This is a genomic window from Bacteroides sp. BFG-606, from assembly GCF_024788145.1.
Classification (GTDB): Bacteria; Bacteroidota; Bacteroidia; order Bacteroidales; family Bacteroidaceae; genus Bacteroides; species Bacteroides vicugnae.
In genome coordinates, this window is the sequence record NZ_JANUIL010000001.1 from 540,198 (window position 1) to 560,978 (window position 20,781).

At 40.2% G+C, this 20,781-nt stretch carries 29 protein-coding genes and 2 pseudogenes; 1 reads left to right on the plus strand and 30 read right to left on the minus strand.

Features of this window, described 5'->3' with window-relative positions; all coding sequences use genetic code 11:
- Positions 1-29 precede the first annotated feature (29 nt).
- From hutI to NXV01_RS02140, 4 genes and pseudogenes are all read right to left on the minus strand, one after another.
- On the minus strand, positions 30-1,283 hold the full coding sequence (gene hutI, locus NXV01_RS02125; protein WP_195649634.1) for an imidazolonepropionase: 1,254 nt from the start codon (positions 1,281-1,283) through the stop codon (positions 30-32).
- A gap of 110 nt (positions 1,284-1,393) precedes the next feature.
- Positions 1,394-2,296 (minus strand): glutamate formimidoyltransferase, encoded by a 903-nt coding sequence (ftcD, locus tag NXV01_RS02130; RefSeq protein ID WP_148365514.1) that lies wholly within the window; start codon positions 2,294-2,296, stop codon positions 1,394-1,396.
- Positions 2,297-2,461: 165 nt separating this feature from the next.
- Positions 2,462-4,459, minus strand: coding sequence for a urocanate hydratase (locus NXV01_RS02135; RefSeq protein ID WP_259021639.1), 1,998 nt, complete (start codon positions 4,457-4,459; stop codon positions 2,462-2,464).
- 377 nt (positions 4,460-4,836) lie between these two features.
- Positions 4,837-5,482 (minus strand): annotated as a pseudogene (locus NXV01_RS02140) (DUF6563 family protein).
- 317 nt (positions 5,483-5,799) lie between these two features.
- Here NXV01_RS02140 and NXV01_RS02145 point away from each other — a divergent pair.
- A complete protein-coding gene (locus tag NXV01_RS02145; RefSeq protein ID WP_099145753.1) occupies positions 5,800-7,614 on the plus strand; it encodes a MutS family DNA mismatch repair protein in 1,815 nt (604 codons plus the stop codon).
- 150 nt (positions 7,615-7,764) lie between these two features.
- On the opposite strand, the gene NXV01_RS02150 is transcribed toward NXV01_RS02145, so the two are convergent.
- The 26 genes and pseudogenes from NXV01_RS02150 to rplV all read right to left on the minus strand — a co-directional run bounded on the left by NXV01_RS02150 (position 7,765) and on the right by rplV (position 20,746).
- Positions 7,765-8,307, minus strand: a complete 543-nt coding sequence (locus NXV01_RS02150; RefSeq protein ID WP_099145752.1) for a hypothetical protein — start codon at positions 8,305-8,307, stop codon at positions 7,765-7,767.
- Positions 8,308-8,417: 110 nt separating this feature from the next.
- Entirely contained in the window at positions 8,418-8,813 is a 396-nt protein-coding gene (locus NXV01_RS02155) for a hypothetical protein (RefSeq protein WP_099145770.1), read from the minus strand.
- 147 nt (positions 8,814-8,960) lie between these two features.
- The gene (gene rplQ / locus NXV01_RS02160) at positions 8,961-9,464 is read right to left on the minus strand and encodes a 50S ribosomal protein L17 (protein WP_099145751.1); all 504 of its coding nucleotides are present in this window, start codon (positions 9,462-9,464) and stop codon (positions 8,961-8,963) included.
- 3 nt (positions 9,465-9,467) lie between these two features.
- Positions 9,468-10,460 carry a DNA-directed RNA polymerase subunit alpha gene (locus tag NXV01_RS02165; RefSeq protein WP_004296325.1) on the minus strand — a complete coding sequence of 331 codons (993 nt, stop codon included), beginning with the start codon at positions 10,458-10,460 and terminating at the stop codon, positions 9,468-9,470.
- Positions 10,461-10,471: 11 nt separating this feature from the next.
- Positions 10,472-11,077: a 30S ribosomal protein S4 gene (gene rpsD, locus NXV01_RS02170; RefSeq protein WP_004296326.1), complete on the minus strand. Its 606-nt coding sequence runs from the start codon at positions 11,075-11,077 to the stop codon at positions 10,472-10,474.
- A 117-nt stretch (positions 11,078-11,194) separates the two neighbouring features.
- A pseudogene (rpsK, locus tag NXV01_RS02175) lies at positions 11,195-11,585 on the minus strand (30S ribosomal protein S11).
- 11 nt (positions 11,586-11,596) lie between these two features.
- Positions 11,597-11,977 carry a 30S ribosomal protein S13 gene (gene rpsM, locus NXV01_RS02180; protein ID WP_004296328.1) on the minus strand — a complete coding sequence of 127 codons (381 nt, stop codon included), beginning with the start codon at positions 11,975-11,977 and terminating at the stop codon, positions 11,597-11,599.
- Between the two features lie 33 nt (positions 11,978-12,010).
- Positions 12,011-12,127 carry a type B 50S ribosomal protein L36 gene (gene ykgO, locus NXV01_RS02185; RefSeq protein ID WP_002558051.1) on the minus strand — a complete coding sequence of 39 codons (117 nt, stop codon included), beginning with the start codon at positions 12,125-12,127 and terminating at the stop codon, positions 12,011-12,013.
- Positions 12,128-12,135: 8 nt separating this feature from the next.
- Complete coding sequence (gene infA, locus NXV01_RS02190; protein WP_002558052.1) at positions 12,136-12,354, minus strand: translation initiation factor IF-1; 219 nt, start codon at positions 12,352-12,354, stop codon at positions 12,136-12,138.
- Between the two features lies 1 nt (position 12,355).
- Positions 12,356-13,153, minus strand: coding sequence for a type I methionyl aminopeptidase (gene map, locus NXV01_RS02195; protein WP_148365519.1), 798 nt, complete (start codon positions 13,151-13,153; stop codon positions 12,356-12,358).
- Between the two features lie 15 nt (positions 13,154-13,168).
- On the minus strand, positions 13,169-14,509 hold the full coding sequence (secY, locus tag NXV01_RS02200) for a preprotein translocase subunit SecY (protein WP_004296330.1): 1,341 nt from the start codon (positions 14,507-14,509) through the stop codon (positions 13,169-13,171).
- 4 nt (positions 14,510-14,513) lie between these two features.
- Positions 14,514-14,960: a 50S ribosomal protein L15 gene (rplO, locus tag NXV01_RS02205; protein WP_044655423.1), complete on the minus strand. Its 447-nt coding sequence runs from the start codon at positions 14,958-14,960 to the stop codon at positions 14,514-14,516.
- Positions 14,961-14,992: 32 nt separating this feature from the next.
- The gene (gene rpmD / locus NXV01_RS02210; protein ID WP_004296332.1) at positions 14,993-15,169 is read right to left on the minus strand and encodes a 50S ribosomal protein L30; all 177 of its coding nucleotides are present in this window, start codon (positions 15,167-15,169) and stop codon (positions 14,993-14,995) included.
- 9 nt (positions 15,170-15,178) lie between these two features.
- On the minus strand, positions 15,179-15,697 hold the full coding sequence (gene rpsE, locus NXV01_RS02215) for a 30S ribosomal protein S5 (RefSeq protein WP_004296333.1): 519 nt from the start codon (positions 15,695-15,697) through the stop codon (positions 15,179-15,181).
- A 5-nt stretch (positions 15,698-15,702) separates the two neighbouring features.
- Entirely contained in the window at positions 15,703-16,047 is a 345-nt protein-coding gene (gene rplR / locus NXV01_RS02220; RefSeq protein WP_004296334.1) for a 50S ribosomal protein L18, read from the minus strand.
- A 21-nt stretch (positions 16,048-16,068) separates the two neighbouring features.
- Positions 16,069-16,638, minus strand: a complete 570-nt coding sequence (gene rplF / locus NXV01_RS02225; protein WP_004296335.1) for a 50S ribosomal protein L6 — start codon at positions 16,636-16,638, stop codon at positions 16,069-16,071.
- 15 nt (positions 16,639-16,653) lie between these two features.
- Positions 16,654-17,049, minus strand: coding sequence for a 30S ribosomal protein S8 (gene rpsH / locus NXV01_RS02230; RefSeq protein WP_004296336.1), 396 nt, complete (start codon positions 17,047-17,049; stop codon positions 16,654-16,656).
- A gap of 52 nt (positions 17,050-17,101) precedes the next feature.
- The gene (rpsN, locus tag NXV01_RS02235; protein WP_004296337.1) at positions 17,102-17,401 is read right to left on the minus strand and encodes a 30S ribosomal protein S14; all 300 of its coding nucleotides are present in this window, start codon (positions 17,399-17,401) and stop codon (positions 17,102-17,104) included.
- 5 nt (positions 17,402-17,406) lie between these two features.
- Complete coding sequence (gene rplE, locus NXV01_RS02240; protein ID WP_004296338.1) at positions 17,407-17,964, minus strand: 50S ribosomal protein L5; 558 nt, start codon at positions 17,962-17,964, stop codon at positions 17,407-17,409.
- The gene (gene rplX / locus NXV01_RS02245; protein WP_004296339.1) at positions 17,964-18,284 is read right to left on the minus strand and encodes a 50S ribosomal protein L24; all 321 of its coding nucleotides are present in this window, start codon (positions 18,282-18,284) and stop codon (positions 17,964-17,966) included. The genes rplE and rplX overlap by 1 nt, the downstream gene beginning before the upstream one ends.
- A gap of 19 nt (positions 18,285-18,303) precedes the next feature.
- Positions 18,304-18,669, minus strand: a complete 366-nt coding sequence (gene rplN, locus NXV01_RS02250) for a 50S ribosomal protein L14 (protein ID WP_004296340.1) — start codon at positions 18,667-18,669, stop codon at positions 18,304-18,306.
- Between the two features lie 2 nt (positions 18,670-18,671).
- Positions 18,672-18,941, minus strand: coding sequence for a 30S ribosomal protein S17 (gene rpsQ, locus NXV01_RS02255; RefSeq protein WP_004296341.1), 270 nt, complete (start codon positions 18,939-18,941; stop codon positions 18,672-18,674).
- Positions 18,938-19,135, minus strand: coding sequence for a 50S ribosomal protein L29 (gene rpmC, locus NXV01_RS02260; RefSeq protein WP_004296342.1), 198 nt, complete (start codon positions 19,133-19,135; stop codon positions 18,938-18,940). The genes rpsQ and rpmC overlap by 4 nt, the downstream gene beginning before the upstream one ends.
- Before the next feature lie 5 nt (positions 19,136-19,140).
- Entirely contained in the window at positions 19,141-19,575 is a 435-nt protein-coding gene (gene rplP, locus NXV01_RS02265) for a 50S ribosomal protein L16 (protein ID WP_004291234.1), read from the minus strand.
- Between the two features lie 23 nt (positions 19,576-19,598).
- The gene (rpsC, locus tag NXV01_RS02270) at positions 19,599-20,330 is read right to left on the minus strand and encodes a 30S ribosomal protein S3 (RefSeq protein ID WP_004296343.1); all 732 of its coding nucleotides are present in this window, start codon (positions 20,328-20,330) and stop codon (positions 19,599-19,601) included.
- Between the two features lie 5 nt (positions 20,331-20,335).
- Positions 20,336-20,746 carry a 50S ribosomal protein L22 gene (gene rplV / locus NXV01_RS02275; RefSeq protein WP_004296344.1) on the minus strand — a complete coding sequence of 137 codons (411 nt, stop codon included), beginning with the start codon at positions 20,744-20,746 and terminating at the stop codon, positions 20,336-20,338.
- Between the last annotated feature and the right edge of the window lie 35 nt (positions 20,747-20,781).

Genomic DNA, 20,781 nt, shown 5'->3' on the forward strand with positions numbered 1-20,781 from the left:
GTGATTAATGAATGAGAGTTTTTCAACTATTAAGTGACGGGATAAAGTATGCCGCCTTTAATAGTCATGATTACGCAATTCATGCCTATATAGTAAGGTAGAATATGATAGTTGTCGGAATTGAGGATGATGAAATCGCCTTGTTTGCCTACTTCAATGCTTCCAATCCGGTCGGCTCGTTGAAGAGCGGCGGCTCCGTTCAGGGTGAGAGCGGTGATGGTTTCTTCGATGCTCATTTGCATATAGATACAGGCCAAAGCAATGGTCAGCGGGATGGAACCGGAGAAACAACTACCGGGATTCAGGTCGGTGGCAAGTGCCACAGCACAACCGGCGTCAATCATTTCACGACCTCGCGCATAGGGTTCTTTCAAGGCGAAAGCTGTCAGAGGTAACAGCGTAGCTACTACTCCGGCATCGGCCATTGCACGGATGCCGGCATCGGAAGCGTGCAGGAGATGGTCGGCAGATAGTGCTCCGAGTTCGGCGGCCAGTTCGGCACCGCCGAGAGAGACGATTTCGTCGGCATGAAGTTTCAACAAGAAACCGTGCTCTTTGGCCGCCTGAAGCAGGCGACGGGATTGTTCGACAGAGAAAACGCCTTGTTCGCAAAAGACATCACAACATTCTGCCCACTTACCGGAATGGATAAGGGGAAGCATTTCACGAATCAGGAAGTCGATGTATTCGTCGCTTCTTCCTGCATATTCTTCGGGAAGGGCGTGGGCGCCGAGGAAAGTGGAGACTATATCGACGCGTTTATGCTCGGCGTTATCCAGGCTGCGCATTACTTTTAGTTGTAGTAATTCTGTGTCCCGATCCAGACCGTAGCCACTTTTACCTTCTACGGTGGTTACTCCCATAGTGCTCATCTTCTTCAGGAAGCTTTCGGCGGCTGAACGAAGTTGCAGGTAGTTCATTTGCCGGGTGGCTTTTACGGTACTTGCAATTCCCCCTCCCCGCTCCATGATTGACATATAGCTTTCGCCTTTCAGACGCCAGGAAAATTCTTCGGAACGTTCTCCGCCAAATACAAAATGGGTATGGGAATCGACGAAACCGGGCAAAAGGCAATGTCCGCGAGCGTTATAATGCCAGTAGTGCTGGTAGTAACCATCCCGGTCTTCGCCACGGTTTTCACCAACGTAGGTAATGATTCCTTTGGTCACTTCCACGGTTCCGTTTTCTATGATTTGCAGTTGGGACATTTCCTCTCCTTTACGGGCGGAAAAGCCGATGGGGGTTACGATACGGGCGTTAAATATGATTAGGTTTTCACTCATAAATAGTTCATCATAATTAGTTCATATAATAAATGGAGATATGAATGGGACGTTCTTTTAGAATGATGTTTGCCATAAAGCAATTGTGATTCATTCTATTTTCTTATTGTCTATTCCATGATACGAGCTTCGAGAACTTGCTGCATGGAAAAGTTTTCGAGTCCGAGATAGTAGGAAGCGGTATCAATCAGAGCTTCCATCGGTACAAGGCCGATTATTTCGCTACCTACAATCGTAACACCGTAACGACGGGCCTCGATACGTACCAGTTCGAAGGCACGGTAAAGTGCGGTACGGGTATAGTCGGTCATGTTAATGGACACTTGGGTGATGTTTCGCTCTTTCAGCTCCACTCCCATTGCTTTTACATAACGGAGGCCTCCATTGATATGGCGGATATTTTTCGCTATCTTAGTGGCTATCTCCAGATTATCTGTACTTAGATTGACATTGTAGGCTACGAGTGGCATACGGGCTCCGATTGCTACGGTACCTGCGGTCGGATGTCGTTCAGCAGGTCCGAAGTCAGGTTGCCATTCGGGCAGTTTGATCTTTTCGGCCATTCCTTCAAATTCGCCTTTACGAACGGAAGCGAGATTTTCCCGGTGTGGTGCAGTAGCGGACTTTTCATACAGAAAGACGGGAAGATTAGATAGCTCCGCAACTTTCGCAGCCACTTTTTTAGAAAGCTCAATGGCTTCTTCCATACTGGTGTTCTTAATCGGGATGAAAGGAATTACATCTACCGCTCCCATACGAGGATGTTGCCCGGTGTGCTGATTCAGGTCTATCAAACGGACAGCTACACCAACGGCTTCAACTACTGCTTCACACAGTGCTTCCGGCTCTCCCACAAGTGTGACAACCAGACGGTTATGGTCTTCATCATTACTATAATCAAGCAGTTTTACTCCAGCTTTACCACGGAAAGGTGCTACTATCTGATCTATTTTCTCCAAATCACGTCCCTCACTAAAATTGGGGACGCATTCAATAATCTTATTCCAACTCATATCAAATATCTATTATTATAGAGGTTATACTTTACTGAATAACTATATGTTTTACATCAAATAACTACTTGGTTTATCCAAAATAACTGCATGTTTAAACTATTCCATATATTATGGGAATTTATTCCCTCATTTTATGGGAATGTTTTCTCTTATATTGTGAGACTACTTTCCCACAATATATGGAACTATCTTCTTTATTAATTCTTCGTCCGCCACATAAGGCATTGTTATCTGATAATCTCCTGCATGGGACTCATTAAATGCTTCACTCGTTTCCATCGCATGCGGATTACGCGCCCATGAACGGCGGGCTACTCCTCCCATCACGTCCCAAAGCATTGCCGAACGAAGTATTTCATCTACCCGTTCGCTACCGTCGCATACCATACCAAAACCGCCATTGATTGCTTTGCCGATACCGACTCCGCCTCCATTGTGCAAGGCTACCAGACTCATTCCACGGGCACAATTTCCGGCAAAGCATTGCACAGCCATATCTGCCATCACATTACTTCCGTCTTTGATATTCGACGTCTCCCGGAAAGGAGAATCCGTACCGCTTACATCGTGGTGGTCTCGTCCCAGCATAATAGGTCCTACTTCACCCCGGCGAACCATCTCATTGAAACGGAGAGCTATCTTCATTCTTCCAACTGCATCCTGATAAAGAATACGTGCCTGTGTACCCACCACGAGTTGATTCTTTTCTGCATCCCGTATCCAATTGTAGTTGTCCAGATCCTGACCACGCCGATGGACGTCGATACATTCCATAGCCGCGCGGTCTGTTTTTATCAGATCTTCGTGTTTACCACTCAAACAGACCCACCTGAACGGACCGTAGCCGTAATCAAAAAGTTGGGGCCCCATAATATCTTCGACATAGCTCGGCCAGATAAATCCGTCTTTTTCATCAACGCCATTACGGGAGATTTCTTTTACTCCGGCATCGTATATGGCTTTCATGAAGGAGTTTCCATAATCAAAGAAATAAGTTCCGCGGGCTACCAGTTTCTTGATAACTTCGAAATGACGGCGTAGAGATACGTCTACCAAGTGACGGAATTGCTCCGGCGATTCGTGAAGAAGTCGTGTGCGTTCCTCGAAAGTCAGTCCGGCAGGGCAGTATCCACCTTCGTAAACGGCATGACAGGAGGTTTGATCGGATAATAGTTCGATCAGAATCTTTTCTCGCTCGGCATATTCGAGTAGGTCTACTATATTTCCATGATAGGCAATGGAACAAGGTTCACGGCGTCGCATTGCTTCAGCTGCCATCCGGTATGCTTCTGTTATATCTGCAGTCACATGCCCCACCCATCCTTGGCGATAGCGTGTTTCAATGCGTGAACGATCTACTTCGGCTATGATGGAGACTGCTCCTGCTATTTCGGCTGCTTTAGGTTGTGCACCACTCATTCCTCCCAAACCGGAAGAAATAAATAAGTGTCCCCGCAAATCTTGGTCTTGTGGAATACCGAGTTTCAATCGTCCGGCATTCAGGAGGGTGTTGAAAGTGCCATGAACAATCCCTTGAGGGCCGATATACATCCAGCCTCCGGCTGTCATCTGTCCGTAATTGGCAACTCCCATCTGGGCGGCAATATGCCAATCATGTTGATTGTCGAATTGCCCGATCATCATCGAATTGGTAATTATAACGCGGGGAGCATCGGGACGGGAGCGGAAAAGCCCTAATGGATGTCCGGATTCAATAACCAGTGTCTGTTCCTGGGTAAGTTCTTCCATATATTGCTTGATCAGTCGATATTGCATCCAATTTTGGCAGACTTGCCCGGTTTCACCGTAAGTAACAAGCTCATAGGGATATAAGGCGATATCGAAGCAAAGGTTATTATCAATCATTACCTGAAAGGCTTTGCCCTCAATACATTGTCCTTGATATTCATCAATCGGCTTTGCTTTCAAGTCTCCGGCAGGACGGAAACGGTATCCGTAAATCCGCCCGCGAGTGCGTAGTTCTTCCATAAATTCAGGAGCCAGTTGCTCGTGCCACTCGGAGGGAATATAACGCAAAGCGTTTTTTAATGCTGTGATTGTCTGCGCCGGGGTAAGTGTATAACCACGGTCGGGAGCTCTCCGGATACCTTCTACAAAATCCGGATAAGGAGGTAGTGTGTTGCCAAGAGTTATTCTCATAATAAACAGAATTAAGGATTACAAACTGTAAGCAATACAGTCTTATAACTCTTCGCAATATAGAAAAAAAGAAGATAAAAGGCAAGAAAAAAGACGGTTTTATTATCAGAAAGGCATTATTAGGTTTACAATTTAATAGAATGATAAGATATAAGCCATCTCAAGAGTCGCTTATACTTTTATACAGATACAAATGCAGGCCTTTTATCCAAACGGATTAATAGGTCTTTTATTAAAATGGATAGCGGATTTTTCCATTAAATCAGAGCTATGAGTTCTATGCTATTGACATAATCCGCACCCCTAATCATATCACTATGACCATGGTTGTATATGAATACACTCCTTCCCTGCTATACCAACAAAGATCGACAAGGTTACTTTTTTTGCTTATTCCGCAACTCCAACAAATATTTAAAGGTATGCTTCGCCTCCTGGCTATCATCGTTCAAATATGCCTGTCTCAGTTCCGGATCATTCTTCAATAATTGAAGCATTTTATCTTTCCCCAGAAAATCGACTTTTCCTGTTTCACCATTTAGCTCATAACAGACACGTTTCGTAACCAAGCTTGAAGCGGCAAGAGCATCACCGATATTCCCTCCCAGTTTTACGTCATCTTCTTCCACAAAGTTTCCTCCGATAACCGAGCCTAAAGGCATGGCACAAAAATAGATATTTTTCCCCAACTGAACGGCAGGGGCATACCATGCTCCGAAGCGTAACTTTTTATAGCGCAACTTACGACAATTCAAATATAAATCTCCTTTTTCGTCACGCACGGCAAAACAACGCTTCTTCAAACGTCGGCACATCGACTCGTCATCACCGGCTGTTATCCGGTAATCAGCCCCTCCTGTCAATACAATCTGATTTCTGGAGCGTTTTTTCTATACGCAACACGGCTGTCGTATCGCCATGTTGAGCCAACAACTCTTTCAGGTTGGAATAAATAACATTCTGCGCAATTAACGGAAGGCTAATCACGCTTATCAGCAAACATAAGATATATCCTTTCTTCATAAGCATCCTCCTTTCCTGTCTAACGCCTTTTCGAGTGGAAAGTTATAAATTTTAGCGGATAAATGCAAGAATGAGAAAAGAAATATTGAAAAAAAACTACTATCAGGAAATACCCCCTACTTTCGTTAAACGGAAACAGAACTTATATACCCATTCCTTACAGCTAGCAAAGGCGTTATCCAGGCAAGTCGCAATATGAGCTTGTTATTCCTTTCTATCTTCCGTTAATAAACAGTAAATCTGCTCTCGACAAAAACAAGCTCTTATCCCGACCGTTATGAATTATATTACCTTTGTGGAAAAGAATTAAATTTGTCATGGAAAAACAAGAGCAGATCATTACTACATATCAGCAAATCATTCAGAAAACAGAACTGGAGTTACAGAATGCCCGGAAACGTATCTATTATATCAGTCTCCTCCGTCTGATCTTATTCGTAGGAGCTGTAGCAAATGCTATAATCTTTTGGCCTGATGGGTGGTTATGTCTCTTTGCTTTTGCTATCCTACCTTTTATCTTATTCATCTGGCTGGTAAAACGCCATAATTTCTGGTTCTATCGGAAAGATTTTCTGAAAAAGAAAATAGAAATCAATGAGCAGGAGCTACGTGCCATGCAATATGACTTTTCTGATTTTGATGACGGAAAAGAATTTGTTAATCCATCTCATCTCTACACTCTTGATTTAGACGTATTTGGTGAACATTCTCTTTTCCAATACATCAACCGCACTGCAACGCCTATTGGCAAACAGCATCTTGCAAACTGGTTCAATGCACATCTGGAAAACAAAGAAGCTATTGAACATCGCCAGGAAGCTATACATGAATTGTCCACAGACTTAGAATATCGTCAACAAATCCGCTTACTCGGCTTACTCTATAAAGGAAAACCTGCCGATACCACCGAAATCAAGGAATGGGCAAACAGTCCAAGTTATTATCGGAAGCGAACGCTTCTACGTATCCTCCCGACAGCGGTAACGATCATTAATTTCTTATGTATAGGTTTAGCCATTTTAGGTATTATCTCGGCTAATATAGCTGGAGGAGTATTTGTTAGCTTTGTATTATTCAGCACTATTTTCTCTAAAGGAATCACTAAATTGCAAACGACCTACGGGGAAAAGCTACAAATTCTTTCGACATACGCCGACCAGATTCTTCTCACTGAACAGAAAGAAATGCAAAGCCATATACTGCAAAAGTTAAAAGCGGAGCTTACAAGCCAGAATCAAACCGCTTCTCAAGCAGTACGCCAGCTTTCAAAACTGATGAACGCGCTCGATCAACGAAGTAATCTGCTAATAAGCACGATACTCAACGGACTGATATTCTGGGAGCTGCGCCAAGTAATGCGAATCGAGAAGTGGAAAGAAATCCATGCATCCGATCTCCCCCGCTGGATAGAAACCATCGGAGAGATTGATGCTTATTGTTCTCTGGCAACATTCGCATATAATCATCCGGATTATATCTATCCTACCATTGCTGCTCAATCTTTCCATCTGCAGGCTGAAGCTTTGGGGCATCCTTTAATGGATCGCAACAAATGTGTACGCAACGGAATAGACATTGAAAAACGTCCTTTCTTTATTATTATCACAGGAGCCAATATGGCAGGAAAAAGCACGTATTTACGTACTGTAGGAGTGAACTATCTACTAGCATGTATAGGGGCTCCCGTTTGGGCAAAGCAGATGAAAATATATCCGGCTCGCCTCGTTACCAGTCTTCGGACCAGTGACTCCTTAGCCGACAACGAATCTTATTTCTTTGCCGAACTCAAGCGACTTAAATTAATCATAGACAAGCTTGAAGCAGGAGAAGAACTTTTCATCATCCTTGATGAAATATTGAAAGGTACAAACTCCATGGATAAACAGAAAGGTTCTTTCGCCCTCATCAAACAATTCATGCACATGAACACCAATGGCATCATCGCCACCCATGACTTGTTGCTAGGGACTTTAGTGGACTCCTTCCCACAAAATATCCGGAATTACTGTTTCGAAGCTGACATTACGAACAACGAACTTACCTTCTCTTACCAAATGAGAAATGGAGTTGCACAAAATATGAATGCCTGCTTCTTAATGAAGAAAATGGGAATCGCCGTCATTAACGACTAATCCCCATTCCTTATATGAAAATCAAAGTTTTCTATTGCGGTAACATCCAAAACCTGCTTTATTTAGCAGCAGCAAACTGAATATAAAATTTCAAGCTACCTGTTTTAATCTGCCGGAAAACAAAGTTAAACAGTTTCTGGAGATATACTTTTACTGCATTTTACTTTTTGCCAGAAATGCTATGACCGCTGAAGCTTGTTCATTAGTGAAATACTGCACTGATGTTATTGGCTGATATGTATAAGGTATAAACTGGAATAACTGTACAGCTGCAAATTTTTTATCAGCAGAGAGTATCACATCCATACGTATATTACCACTAGCCTCACTCTTTATATTCGAACCTGCAGAGAATGCCCCCGAATTCACAAGATCCCTCAAAGCATCCATGTGTTTCAAATCAAAAAATATACTATGCTCTTTAGCCACACTTTTGGTTGGCAAATAAATAACTTCTTTTGATTTCCAGAAGAGACGGAAAATCCCCATAAGGAATAAACCTGTTCCCAGAACCATCAAAGCCATACTAACCGTAGAAGACTTATCATCCAATTCGAAAGTGGAAGCAAAAGCTAAGATACCGACCAATAACATTACAGAAGAAATTAAAACTCCTGAAATACTTGTACGTTTTGCGATATCGGGGTGTGAAGATGTGAAGATAGTAGCATCAATCATTTGAGTAGTTGCCATAATATTTAAAGTTTAAATTATTAGTGAAAATATAAAGATAAAAAGATATAGTCACCGGTATTACAGAAGATACCAGTAACCACAAAATAAACAAAACTAATAAGTTACTACTAAATAATTATGCGCCTCAAAGTATATACATAGTATTCACTTGATGGCTGGCAGTAATAGGAAGTTGTTGTACCATAAATCCGCCCCAAGTGTTGTGAAAGTGAGTTCTCACGATCAGCACAACATTGTAGCGCATTCTTCAAAGAAAAGAAATATTCTCCAAGTTGCACACGTTGAATACGTGTTACAGATATTTGATGGCTTTGCGAGTTGTTCAATTCAGCCACAGGCTTACCTGGAAGATCCGGTGCGCTGATTTCCCCATGTTGTCTCATTGCATATGTAATAGCACGCTCCTGTTCATCCACCACTTTCGCGGTAGAAATATTGCCTGCTATGCTATGAAAAGCAACTGTCAGCAACAGAAACAATATTACCTTTACAAATTTTGCCATATTCACTTGCAAATATAACAGATTCTCTCTATGAAAAGTTCTATTAAGATATATTTTAATGTATCTTAGTATTAGTAAACGGCAGACAAACAAAAAAGGCTACCTATGAGGGTAGCCCTTTTTATATCTATAAGAATAACTGTAAAATTATTCAGCTGATTCAGCTTTTGGTTCTTCAGCCTTAGGAGCTTCAGTTGCAGGAGCTTCAACAGCAGCAGGAGCAGCTTCAGCAGATTTCTTCGAACGACGAGTACGAGTAGCTTTCTTAGCCACTTTTTCCTTAGCCATGTTTTCATTGTAGTCAACCAACTCGATGAAGCACATTTCTGCATTGTCACCCAAACGGTTACCAGTCTTGATAATACGAGTATAACCACCCGGACGATCAGCAATCTTAACAGAGATTTCTTTGAACAACTCTGTTACTGCAATCTTATCTTGCAAATTGCTAAATACAACACGACGAGAGTTCGTAGTATCTTCTTTAGACTTAGTAATCAAAGGCTCAACAAACTTTTTCAAAGCTTTCGCCTTTGCAACAGTCGTAGTGATTCTTTTGTGCTTGATCAAAGAGCAAGCCATGTTAGATAACATAGCGCTTCTATGAGAAGCAGTACGACCTAAATGATTGAATTTTTTATTATGTCTCATTTTTTATTCTTTATCTAATTTATATTTAGAAATGTCGGTTCCAAACGACAGATTCAGACTTTCCAGCAAATCATCAAGCTCGGTAAGCGATTTCTTTCCGAAGTTTCTGAATTTCAGCAGGTCAGTTTTGTTGAATTGTACCAAGTCACCGAGAGTTTCTACGTCAGCAGCCTTCAAGCAATTGAGGGCACGAACTGACAAGTCCATATCAACGAGTTTGGTTTTCAACAGCTGACGCATGTGCAATACTTCTTCATCAAACTCTTCATTGCCATCAGTATCATTACTTTCAAGCGTGATCTTCTCGTCAGAGAACAACATGAAGTGATAAATCAGAATTTTTGCAGCTTCTTTCAGCGCTTCTTTCGGATGTATAGAACCGTCGGTACTAATTTCAAGTACTAGCTTTTCGTAGTCAGTCTTCTGTTCTACACGGAAGTTTTCTACAGCATACTTGACATTACGTATCGGTGTATAAATAGAGTCGATTGGAATTACATTAACATCCGTGCAATACTCGCGATTCTCATCAGCAGGTACATAACCACGGCCTTTGTTAATTGTAATATCAATCTGCATAGTTGACTTAGAATCTAAATGACAAATAACTAATTCCGGATTTAACACTTCAAATCCAGTCAAATACTTACCTATGTCACCTGCTTTAAATTCACTGGAATTCTCGACAGTGATGCTCACTTTTTCGCTCTCGAACTCTTCAACTACTTGCTTGAATCTCACTTGTTTCAGATTCAAGATAATGTTGGTAACATCCTCTTTTACTCCAGGTACACTAGAAAATTCATGCTCCACACCATCAATTCTGATAGTAGTGATAGCAAAACCCTCTAATGAAGAAAGAAGGATTCGGCGTAATGCATTACCTACAGTAATACCAAAACCCGGTTCCAACGGACGGAATTCGAATTTACCGAATCTGGAGTCCGCCTCCAACATTAATACTTTATCAGGTTTTTGAAATGCTAATATCGCCATGAAATTAATTATTATTTAGAATACAATTCAACGATCAAATGTTCTTTAATGTTCTCAGGAATGTCTGCTCTTTCAGGTATGTGCAACATTTTACCAACCTTAGAAGCTTCGTCCCATTCCAACCAAGCATACTTGCTGTGATTGAAACCTGCAAGAGAATTAGCAATTACTTCCAAAGATTTAGATCTTTCACGAACACCAATCAATTGTCCTGGTTTTACTGCAAATGAAGGGATGTTTACCACTTCACCATCTACAGTAATATGCTTGTGACTAACCAACTGACGAGCAGCAGCACGTGTAGGAGCAATACCCAAACGGAATACTACGTTGTCAAGACGGCCTTCCAACAATTGAAGAAGTACCTCACCGGTAATACCTTTAGCAGTAGCTGCTTTTTCAAACAAATTGCGGAATTGTTTTTCTAGAACTCCATAGGTGTATTTAGCTTTCTGCTTTTCACGAAGTTGCACACCGTATTCAGAAGTTTTTCTTTTTCTTGAATTACCATGTTGTCCGGGAGGATAGTTCTTCTTTGACAAAACTTTATCAGCTCCAAAGATTCCCTCACCGAATTTACGGGCGATTCTCGATTTTGGTCCAGTATATCTAGCCATTTCTTTTTAAATATTTAATTGTTTATTCATGAACTTAATTTGTTGCAGCCGCGATTACAGAGAGAAATTAAATGTAATCCAAAAACAAAATCAAGATCATTGTAAGTTAAAGGTAAATTAAACTCTACGTCTTTTTGGAGGACGACAACCATTATGTGGAAGCGGAGTTACGTCAATGATTTCAGTAACTTCGATACCAGCACCGTGGATAGTTCTAATAGCAGACTCACGTCCGTTACCTGGACCTTTCACATATGCTTTTACCTTTCTCAGGCCAAGATCAAATGCAATCTTTGCACAATCCTGGGCAGCCATCTGAGCTGCATAAGGAGTATTCTTTTTAGAACCTCTAAATCCCATTTTACCAGCAGATGACCAAGAGATAATCTGCCCTTCACTGTTTGCAAGAGAAACAATAATATTGTTGAAAGATGAATGAACATGCAACTGTCCATTAGCGTCTACTTTCACATTTCTCTTTTTAAGCTGCAACTGTTTTTTTTGCCATATCAACAATTATTATTTAGTAGCTTTTTTCTTATTAGCAACGGTTTTCTTTCTACCTTTACGAGTACGTGCATTGTTCTTTGTGCTCTGACCTCTAACAGGCAGACCAATACGGTGACGTACACCACGATAGCAACCAATATCCATTAATCGCTTAATGTTCAATTGGATTTCAGAACGAAGATCACCTTCCACTTTATACTCTGCACCGATAATCTCACGAATCTTAGCAGCTTGATCATCTGTCCAGTCTTTAACCTTCAGATCTTTATCTACACCAGCTTTATCTAAAATTTTTGCTGAACTACTGCGACCTATTCCATATACATAGGTCAACGCAATTTCACCTCTTTTGTTCTGAGGTAAATCTACACCAACTATTCTTATAGCCATATACTTAATTATTTTTTTTGCAAAAATAACAAATTATCCTTGACGTTGTTTATACTTAGGATTTTTCTTGTTAATAACATACAAACGGCCATTACGTCTAACGATCTTACATTCTGGCGTGCGTTTCTTTAATGATGCTCTTACTTTCATATCTTATTTTATTTATATCTAAACACAATTCTTCCTTTCGATAAGTCGTAAGGAGACATTTCGACTCTCACTTTATCTCCCGGCAAGATCTTGATGTAATGCATCCGCATCTTACCTGAAATATGTGCAGTAATCTCATGTCCGTTTTCTAATTCAACACGAAACATTGCATTTGACAATGCTTCAACTATAACTCCATCTTGTTCTATTGCAGATTGCTTTGCCATATTATATTGCTTTATCTCCTAAAACTTCTTCTATGAATTTGAATGAAGACAAAATATCAGCTTCACCAGCTCCAACAGCTATCGTATGTTCAAAATGTGCAGCACATTTACGATCTCTGGTCCTCACAGTCCATCCGTCACGTTCCATAATCACTTGCCGGTCTCCCAATGTTATCATCGGCTCTATCGCTATGCAAAGGCCTCTTTTCATCAAAGGTCCATATCCTCTTTTACCATAATTAGGCACTTGAGGATCTTCGTGCATCTCTTTACCGATGCCATGACCAACAAACTCACGCACTACACCATAAGAGTGAGACTCACAATATTGCTGAATAGCATACCCGATGTCTCCGATTCTTTTGCCTTGCACTGCGTTCTGAATGCCAATATATAACGCTTCTTTAGTCACCTTCAACAAGTTACGAACTTCTTCGTCCACCTCTCCTACACAAAAAGTATAAGCAGAATCACCACAAAAACCATTCATGTAAGTCCCACAATCCACTGATACGATATCGCCATCTTTCAGTACAATATCCCCTGGGATTCCATGTACAACCTGTTCATTAACAGAAGTACAAAGAGATGCGGGAAATGGTTCTCCATATTGATTCGGGAATCCCTTGAAAGTTGGAGTTGCCCCATGATCTCTAATGAACTCTTCAGCAACTTTATCCAACTCACGTGTAGTCACACCAGGCTTCACCAGTTTGGCAACCTCTGCAAGAGTTTTACCAACAAGCAGGTTACTCTGACGGAGCAATTCTATTTCATCTTCTGTTTTAAGAAATATCATTTCTAATCTAAAGAATTAATATGCCGCTACACCAGCGCGTCCTTTAATACGACCAGATTTCAACAGACCATCATAGTGTCTCATCAACAAATGACTTTCAACCTGTTGCAGTGTATCAAGAACAACACCTACAAGAATTAACAAAGATGTACCGCCGAAGAATTGAGCAAATCCTGCTTGCACTCCGAATATACCGGCAAAAGCAGGCATAATAGCAACTAAAGCCAAGAAGAAAGAACCCGGCAAAGTAATACGAGACATTATATCATCAATATACTCTGCAGTTTTCTTTCCCGGTTTAATACCAGGGATGAAACCATTATTTCTCTTCATATCCTCAGCCATCTGAGTCGGATTAATTGTAATTGCAGTATAGAAATATGTAAATAATATAATCATTACCGCAAAAACAAAATTATACCAGAAACTTGTATGATCTGTAAACGCATGCAAGAAACCGCCCGCATCATTTACATTTGAAAAACCGATAAACGTAATTGGAATAAACATGATTGCCTGAGCAAAGATGATAGGCATAACACCAGCCGCATTCACTTTCAAAGGAATGTACTGTCTAGCACCACCATATTGCTTGTTACCAACAATTCTTTTTGCATACTGTACAGGAATCTTTCTTGTACCTTGTACCAAAAGAATAGCAGCACCAATCACTAATAACAAGAATACGATTTCAATTATAAACATGATCAAACCACCACTCTTATTTGCTACTCTGGATACAACTTCTTGCAACAAAGCATCAGGGAAACGAGCGATAATACCAATCAAGATGATAAATGAAATACCGTTACCAATACCTTTATCAGTAATTCTTTCACCAAGCCACAAAATAAACATACTACCTGCTGCCAAAATAATGGTAGAGGTAACCATAAACAGAGTCCAATCTAATGAAGCATTTAAGGAAGGGCCAGCCTGCATTTTAAGATTGAGCAAATAAGAAGGGGCCTGAACTAACAATATAGCAATCGTCAAATAACGAGTATATTGATTCATTTTTCTTCTGCCGCTCTCACCTTCGCGTTGCAGCTTCTGGAAATACGGCACAGCGATTCCCAACAACTGGATTACGATAGATGCAGAGATATAAGGCATGATTCCTAATGCAAAAATAGAGGCATTAGAAAATGCTCCTCCAGAGAACATATTTAACAAGGCTAAAAGGCCTTCACTTGTTTGTTCGTGCAATTTAGCCAGCATCGCCGGATTGATACCCGGTAATACGACATATGATCCGAAACGGTAAATTGCCACAAACAATATGGTGATGAGGATCCGCTGTCTCAGATCCTCAATCTTCCATATATTCTTTAATGTTTCAATAGCTTTTCTCATTGAATCAGAGTTTTACTACAGTTCCACCAGCAGCTTCAATAGCAGCAGTTGCAGTCTTAGAGAATGCATGAGCTTCTACTTCCAGCTTATTAGTCAGAGTTCCGTTACCCAATACTTTTACCAACTGATTTGAAGATATAAATCCTGCTTCGATAAAGTCGTTTACACCAACTTTTGCCAAGCTCTTAGCTTCAGCAAGTTTCTGGATAGTATCCAGATTGATGGCTTTATATTCTACACGATTAATATTCTTGAAACCAAATTTAGGAACTCGACGTTGAAGAGGCATCTGACCACCTTCAAAACCGATCTTCTTAGAGTATCCAGATCTTGATTTAGCTCCCTTATGACCTCTTGTAGAAGTACCGCCTAAGCCAGAACCAGTTCCACGTCCAATTCTTTTTCTTGTCTTAGTAGATCCCTCTGCAGGTTTTAAATTACTTAAGTTCATATTGTAATTTCGTTTTATTATTCAACAAATAATTACTTAACAATGGCAACCAAGTGTTTTACTTTATCTACCATCCCAAGAATTGAAGGAGTGCTTTCGTGTTCAACCACACGGTTCAGTTTACGAAGTCCCAGTGCATCAAGAGTTCTTTTCTGATCAGCTGGAGCACCAATTCTACTTTTAACTTGTTTAATCTTTATAGTTGACATATCTCCTCCTTATCCTCTAAATACTTTTTCAACACTAATACCTCTGTTCTGAGCAACCATTCTTGCATCACGCATTTCACTCAAAGCTTCGATTGTAGCTTTAACAAGGTTGTGCGGATTGGAAGAACCTTTAGATTTAGCCAAAACATCAGTAACACCAACACTTTCCAAAACAGCACGCATAGCACCACCAGCTACAACACCAGTTCCGTGAGATGCAGGTTTGATGAATACTTCAGCACCACCAAATCTAGCTGATTGTTCATGAGGAACAGTACCTTTCAAAATAGGCACTTTCACCAAGTTCTTTTTAGCTGATTCAACACCTTTAGCGATAGCAGCTGTTACTTCACCTGCTTTACCAAGTCCCCAACCAATGATACCTTCTTCGTTACCTACAACAACGATTGCAGAGAAACTAAAAGTTCTACCACCTTTGGTAACTTTAGTAACACGATTAATAGCAACCAATCTATCTTTCAGTTCTATATCGTTAGTAATCTTAACTCTATTATTAACTCCTGCCATAATGATTAAAATTTAAGTCCACCGTTACGAGCAGCATCAGCTACTTCTTTTACTCTCCCATGATACAAGTAACCATTACGGTCGAAAACAACAGTAGTTATACCTGCTTCCTGAGCCTTTTTAGCAATCATTTCACCCACTTTAGCAGCTTGTTCTTTTTTAGCAACTTTATCAGTCAAACCTAAAGAAGAAGCGGCAGCCAGTGTCTTACCAGAAAGATCATCGATAATCTGGACATAAATTTGCTTGTTACTTCTAAATACACTCATACGCGGACATTCAGTAGTACCTGAAATTTTGTTGCGTACTCTATATTTGATCTTAACTCGTCTTTCTATTTTTGTTGTCATAATAATCTAATTTTATATGAATTACTTAGCGCCGGCTGATTTACCAGACTTTCTACGAATTACTTCGCCAACAAACTTAATACCTTTACCCTTGTATGGTTCAGGCTTACGGAAAGAACGTATTTTAGAGCAAACTTGACCAAGCAATTGTTTGTCACACGATTCCAATATAATAAGAGGATTCTTATTTCTTTCAGACTTAGTTTCAACTTTTACCTCAGCAGGTAATTGAATGAAAATATTGTGTGTATAACCTAAAGCAAGCTCAATGATGTTACCTTGGTTAGAAGCACGATAACCTACACCTACAAGTTCCAGTTCCTTCTTGTATCCTTCAGATACGCCCACAACCATGTTGTGAACCAAAGAGCGATACAAACCGTGGAAAGCATGTTTTTGCTTCGGGTTATCAAGCATTTCTTTATCGTTTTCTGTTAAAGTTACGTGTCCGTCTTCAATGGCAACATTGATAGCAGGATTCACATATTGGCTCATTTCGCCTTTGGGTCCCTTTACGGTAACCACATTATCCTTCAGAGTGACTGTCACTCCAGCAGGGATACTAATGGGTAATTTTCCTATTCTTGACATTCTAATTCCTCCTAATTAATATACATAACACAAGACTTCACCACCGATCTTCAGTTCTGCAGCCTCTTTGTTAGTCATTACACCTTTGGAAGTAGATATTATAGCAATACCCAGCCCATTAATAACACGCGGCATATCTTTGTAACCAGTATACTTACGCATACCCGGAGAAGATATTCTTTCTAACTTTTTGATTGCGTTAACTTTGTTAACAGAATCATACTTCAAGGCAACCTTAATAGTTCCTTGAGGACCATCTTCTACAAACTTATAATTAAGAATGTAGCCTTTTTCAAAAAGAATCTTAGTGATTTCTTTTTTCAAGTTCGAAGCGGGAACTTCAACAACTCTGTGCTTTGCACCAATCGCGTTCCGCAACCTCGTTAAATAATCTGCTATTGGATCAGTCATATAAAAATAAATTAAATTAATCAGGACTACCCTGACAATATTTAAACAATAATTACCAGCTTGCTTTTTTTACGCCTGGGATCAGTCCGTTAGATGCCATCTCACGGAACTGAATTCTCGAAATTCCGAATTGACGAATATAACCTTTAGGACGTCCAGTCAGTTTGCAACGGTTGTGCATACGAATCGGATTAGAATTCTTTGGCAACTCTTGCAACTTCTGTGCAGCTTCAAAAGCATCAGCAGGATCACCTGTTCTTACGATTTGCTTCAAAGCAGCTCTTCTTTCGGCGTATTTGGCTACTAATTTAGCACGTTTTACTTCACGTGCTTTCATTGATTCCTTTGCCATATCTATTAGTCTTTTTTAGCGTTTTTAAAAGGTAAACCGAATTCCTTCAGCAAAGCATAACCTTCTTCATCTGTTTCCGCAGAGGTTACAAAGGTAATATTCATTCCGAGAATTCTTGTAATACTATCGATATTTATTTCAGGGAAAATGATTTGTTCCTGAATACCAAGGGTATAGTTACCTTTACCATCAAACTTACTTTCGATACCTTTAAAGTCACGAATACGAGGAAGAGCTACACGAACCAATTTTTCAAGGAATTCGTACATTCTTTCACGACGCAAAGTTACCATAACACCAATCGGCATTTTTTTACGCAACTTAAAGTTTGCAATATCTTTACGAGAAATGGTAGCTACAGCTTTCTGACCTGTGATAGCTGTCATTTCATTGATTGCAACTTCGATAATCTTCTTATCAGCAACAGCCATACCTAACCCTTGATTGATAACAATCTTCTTAAGTACGGGTACCTGCATTGTAGAAGAATACTGGAACTGTGATTTCAATGCAGGTGCTATACGCTCTGCATATTCTTTCTTAAGACTAGCAGTATTACTCATTACTTAATCTCCTCTCCTGATTTTTTAGAATAACGCACTAAAGTTCCTTCCGAACTCTTTTTTCTCCCAATACGCGTTGCTTTACCAGTTTTTGGATCAACCGGATTCAAGTTTGAAATGTGGATAGAAGCTTCCTGCTTCACGATACCACCTTGCGGATTCTTAGCATTCGGTTTTGTGCTTTTAGATACCATATTGATACCTTCTACAAATGCACGTCCTTCTTTAACAAGAACCTTCAATACACGACCAGTTTTGCCCTTATCTTCGCCAGCATTTACGTAAACTGTATCGCCTTTTTTAATATGTAATTTACTCATTACTTAAATCTTTTACAAATTAAAGTACCTCAGGCGCAAGTGACACAACTTTCATGTTTGTAGCACGAAGCTCTCTTGCTACAGGACCGAAAATACGACTACCTCTAATTTCACCTGCATTATTCAACAACACGCAAGCATTATCATCAAAACGTATATAAGAACCATCAGGACGACGGATTTCTTTCTTTGTACGTACAATCAAAGCCTTTGATACTGCACCTTTTTTAACATCACTAGAAGGGATAACACTCTTCACTGAAACTACAATGACATCCCCCACTGAAGCATAACGACGGCCTGTACCACCCAAAACGCGGATACACAACGCCTCTTTCGCTCCACTGTTATCACATACTGTAAGTCTGGATTCTACTTGTATCATAATTACTTAGCTCTTTCAATTATTTCTACTAATCTCCATCTTTTAGTCTTGCTCAAAGGACGAGTTTCCATGATGCTTACAGTATCACCGATATTGCATTCATTCTTTTCATCGTGAGCATGGTACTTCTTCGTTTTACTAACGAACTTACCATATATAGGGTGTTTTTCCTTAAATTTGGCAGCAACTGTGATGGTCTTATCCATCTTATTGCTCAACACAACCCCTGTTCTTTCTTTTCTTAAATTTCTTGCTTCCATCAAGCTGATCATTTATTGTTAAGTTCTCTTTCGCGCAATTCTGTTTTCATACGCGCAATAGTCCTGCGTAATTGTTTGATTTGAGCAGGATTTTCCAAAGGAGAAATAGAATGATTGATAACCATTTGGTTATAATTAGCTGTTTCCGCCTCTACTCTTTCTACTAAATCATTAGTAGTCATTTCTTTTATTTCTGCAATTTTCATAACACTTACGCATTTTGATTTTGAATATCATAATCACGTCTTACGACAAACTTCGTTGTAATAGGAAGCTTTTGAGCAGCTAAGCGCAATGCTTCTTTCGCGATTTCGTAAGATACTCCTTCAGCTTCAATAATGATTCTACCTGGAGTCACAGGAGCCACAAATCCCTCTGGAGCACCTTTACCTTTACCCATACGTACATCGGCAGGTTTTCTAGTGATCGGTTTATCCGGGAATATACGGATCCAGATCTGTCCTTGACGTTGCATATATCTTGTTACTGCAATACGAGCAGCTTCGATCTGACGGCCTGTAATCCACTTAGTCTCCAAAGCCTTTATGCCAAAAGAACCAAAGGCCAGCTGGTTGCCTCTCTGGGCATTACCTTTCTGACGGCCTTTTTGTTGTCTTCTGAATTTTGTCTTTTTCGGTTGTAACATAGTTTCCTAAAATTCAAATTCGTTTAGCGATTATTTTTCTTTCTTTTGAAGTTCTTTCCGCCGTTGTTTCCACTATTGTTTCCACGACCACTTTCTTTGCTTTGTGTAAAGTTCGGAGCCAATTCTTTCTTACCAAACACTTCACCTCTACAAATCCAAACTTTGATACCTAAAAGACCTACTTTAGTCAATGCTTCTGCATGACAGTAGTCGATATCAGCTCTGAAAGTGTGCAACGGAGTTCTTCCTTCTTTATACATTTCAGAACGTGCCATTTCAGCTCCATTCAAACGTCCTGAAATCTGAATTTTGATACCTTCAGCACCCATACGCATTGTGTTTGCGATAGCCATTTTGATGGCACGGCGATAGGCAATTTTACCTTCAACCTGGCGAGCGATGTTGTTAGCAACAATCACGGCATCCAGTTCCGGTCTCTTCACTTCAAAGATATTGATTTGAATATCTTTGTCGGTAACCTTCTTCAACTCCTCTTTTAACTTATCAACTTCTTGGCCACCTTTACCGATAATAATACCCGGGCGAGCAGTGCAAACAGTAATAGTAACGAGCTTCAGCGTACGTTCAATTACGATTCTTGATACACTTGCTTTTGCAAGTCTTGCATTAAGATATTTACGGATTTTGCTATCTTCCAGCAAAGAATCACCGTAATCATTTCCACCATACCAGTTAGAATCCCATCCTCTGATAATTCCTAAACGGTTGCTTATTGGATTAACTTTTTGTCCCATCTACCTTAATTTTGATCTTCGTTATTACTTTTAGCACCAACGAACAATGTTACGTGATTTGAACGTTTGCGAATTCTATAACCTCTACCCTGTGGTGCCGGTCTCATTCTTTTGAGTGTAGCTCCACCATCAACAAAAATCTGTGTTACGAACAACTCGCCACTTTCCGCTTTACGTTCGTTTTTCTGTTCCCAGTTAGCAATTGCAGAGCGAAGCAATTTTTCCACTCTTGCAGCAGCTTCTTTTGAAGAAAATTTCAAAACACCAAGTGCTCTGTTCACTTCCATACCACGGATCATATCTGCAACCAGACGCATCTTACGCGGAGAAGTAGGAACATTTTGCAATTTTGCAAAATACATGGTCTTAAGGGCTTCTTTTCTCTTTTCAGCCGATATTTTTTTTCTTGCTCCCATTATTATTTATTACTTTATTATTTCAAATAAATCCT

What these genes read in the sequence shown, in the direction of transcription:
- NXV01_RS02145 (WP_099145753.1), top strand. Translation starts at nt 5,800, where the DNA reads ATGGAAAAACAAGAGCAGATCATTACTACATATCAGCAAATCATTCAG.
- rplE (WP_004296338.1), bottom strand. Translation starts at nt 17,964, where the DNA reads ATGAGTAATACTGCTAGTCTTAAGAAAGAATATGCAGAGCGTATAGCA.
- NXV01_RS02150 (WP_099145752.1), bottom strand. Translation starts at nt 8,307, where the DNA reads ATGGCAACTACTCAAATGATTGATGCTACTATCTTCACATCTTCACAC.
- rpsD (WP_004296326.1), bottom strand. Translation starts at nt 11,077, where the DNA reads ATGGCTAGATATACTGGACCAAAATCGAGAATCGCCCGTAAATTCGGT.
- ftcD (WP_148365514.1), bottom strand. Translation starts at nt 2,296, where the DNA reads ATGAGTTGGAATAAGATTATTGAATGCGTCCCCAATTTTAGTGAGGGA.
- rplP (WP_004291234.1), bottom strand. Translation starts at nt 19,575, where the DNA reads ATGTTACAACCGAAAAAGACAAAATTCAGAAGACAACAAAAAGGCCGT.
- NXV01_RS02155 (WP_099145770.1), bottom strand. Translation starts at nt 8,813, where the DNA reads ATGGCAAAATTTGTAAAGGTAATATTGTTTCTGTTGCTGACAGTTGCT.
- rplQ (WP_099145751.1), bottom strand. Translation starts at nt 9,464, where the DNA reads ATGAGACATAATAAAAAATTCAATCATTTAGGTCGTACTGCTTCTCAT.
- rpmD (WP_004296332.1), bottom strand. Translation starts at nt 15,169, where the DNA reads ATGTCAACTATAAAGATTAAACAAGTTAAAAGTAGAATTGGTGCTCCA.
- ykgO (WP_002558051.1), bottom strand. Translation starts at nt 12,127, where the DNA reads ATGAAAGTAAGAGCATCATTAAAGAAACGCACGCCAGAATGTAAGATC.
- rplN (WP_004296340.1), bottom strand. Translation starts at nt 18,669, where the DNA reads ATGATACAAGTAGAATCCAGACTTACAGTATGTGATAACAGTGGAGCG.
- rplR (WP_004296334.1), bottom strand. Translation starts at nt 16,047, where the DNA reads ATGACAACAAAAATAGAAAGACGAGTTAAGATCAAATATAGAGTACGC.
- rplV (WP_004296344.1), bottom strand. Translation starts at nt 20,746, where the DNA reads ATGGGAGCAAGAAAAAAAATATCGGCTGAAAAGAGAAAAGAAGCCCTT.
- rpsM (WP_004296328.1), bottom strand. Translation starts at nt 11,977, where the DNA reads ATGGCTATAAGAATAGTTGGTGTAGATTTACCTCAGAACAAAAGAGGT.
- rpsC (WP_004296343.1), bottom strand. Translation starts at nt 20,330, where the DNA reads ATGGGACAAAAAGTTAATCCAATAAGCAACCGTTTAGGAATTATCAGA.
- NXV01_RS02165 (WP_004296325.1), bottom strand. Translation starts at nt 10,460, where the DNA reads ATGGCGATATTAGCATTTCAAAAACCTGATAAAGTATTAATGTTGGAG.
- NXV01_RS02135 (WP_259021639.1), bottom strand. Translation starts at nt 4,459, where the DNA reads ATGAGAATAACTCTTGGCAACACACTACCTCCTTATCCGGATTTTGTA.
- rpsH (WP_004296336.1), bottom strand. Translation starts at nt 17,049, where the DNA reads ATGACTGATCCAATAGCAGATTATTTAACGAGGTTGCGGAACGCGATT.
- rpsQ (WP_004296341.1), bottom strand. Translation starts at nt 18,941, where the DNA reads ATGATCAGCTTGATGGAAGCAAGAAATTTAAGAAAAGAAAGAACAGGG.
- hutI (WP_195649634.1), bottom strand. Translation starts at nt 1,283, where the DNA reads ATGAGTGAAAACCTAATCATATTTAACGCCCGTATCGTAACCCCCATC.
- map (WP_148365519.1), bottom strand. Translation starts at nt 13,153, where the DNA reads ATGATATTTCTTAAAACAGAAGATGAAATAGAATTGCTCCGTCAGAGT.
- secY (WP_004296330.1), bottom strand. Translation starts at nt 14,509, where the DNA reads ATGAGAAAAGCTATTGAAACATTAAAGAATATATGGAAGATTGAGGAT.
- rplO (WP_044655423.1), bottom strand. Translation starts at nt 14,960, where the DNA reads ATGAACTTAAGTAATTTAAAACCTGCAGAGGGATCTACTAAGACAAGA.
- rplX (WP_004296339.1), bottom strand. Translation starts at nt 18,284, where the DNA reads ATGAGTAAATTACATATTAAAAAAGGCGATACAGTTTACGTAAATGCT.
- rpsE (WP_004296333.1), bottom strand. Translation starts at nt 15,697, where the DNA reads ATGGCAGGAGTTAATAATAGAGTTAAGATTACTAACGATATAGAACTG.
- rpmC (WP_004296342.1), bottom strand. Translation starts at nt 19,135, where the DNA reads ATGAAAATTGCAGAAATAAAAGAAATGACTACTAATGATTTAGTAGAA.
- rpsN (WP_004296337.1), bottom strand. Translation starts at nt 17,401, where the DNA reads ATGGCAAAGGAATCAATGAAAGCACGTGAAGTAAAACGTGCTAAATTA.
- rplF (WP_004296335.1), bottom strand. Translation starts at nt 16,638, where the DNA reads ATGTCAAGAATAGGAAAATTACCCATTAGTATCCCTGCTGGAGTGACA.
- infA (WP_002558052.1), bottom strand. Translation starts at nt 12,354, where the DNA reads ATGGCAAAGCAATCTGCAATAGAACAAGATGGAGTTATAGTTGAAGCA.